The organism is Pseudomonas tremae (assembly GCF_001401155.1).
Lineage (GTDB): Bacteria > Pseudomonadota > Gammaproteobacteria > Pseudomonadales > Pseudomonadaceae > Aquipseudomonas > Aquipseudomonas tremae.
In genome coordinates this window covers 1-521 of record NZ_LJRO01000067.1, presented here as the reverse complement: position 1 = coordinate 521, position 521 = coordinate 1, and the positions used below count along the sequence as shown (strand labels likewise).

The 521-nt window shown below is 57.4% G+C and carries 1 pseudogene; it reads left to right on the top strand.

The window, feature by feature from the left end:
• Positions 1-480 (top strand): annotated as a pseudogene (locus tag ALO43_RS04330) (PA14 domain-containing protein); the annotation flags it as partial.
• Between the last annotated feature and the right edge of the window lie 41 nt (positions 481-521).

Below are 521 nucleotides of genomic sequence, written 5' to 3'. Positions count from 1 at the left end.
GTCTGGTATCAGCCCGCTAAAGACCAACAGGCCATCAGCAATACCGGTGTAAAAGCCGAGTATTACGCCAATACCTCGCTGTCCGGCGACCCGGTTGCAACCCGCGTCGAACCCGGCATCAATCTGGACTGGATTACCAACACCAACCAGACCGATAACGGCACCAGCACAGTCAACGGCTATACCCCGTCAGCAGGCTCGTTCTCGGCGCGCTTCACCAGCAAGATCAAACCGACGATCAGCGGCCCTCAGGTGTTCAAGGTACGGGCGGACGGTGCCTATAAACTCTGGATCAATGACGAGCTGGTGCTTGAGGATGAGGGCTCGCAAGTCTCGTTCGACCTGATTCCAGTGGTGCCGCGCACTGTCAAAACGGCCAGTCTTAAGGCCGGTACCGAGTACAACGTGCGCCTCGAATATCGCCGGCTTAAAGGCAACTTCACTCCGGTACTGGGCGGTGTGAACGGTGTGCAGATGTGTTGAGCAGCGTTGCGTCCAGCGAAGAACCTGGGGGATTACGA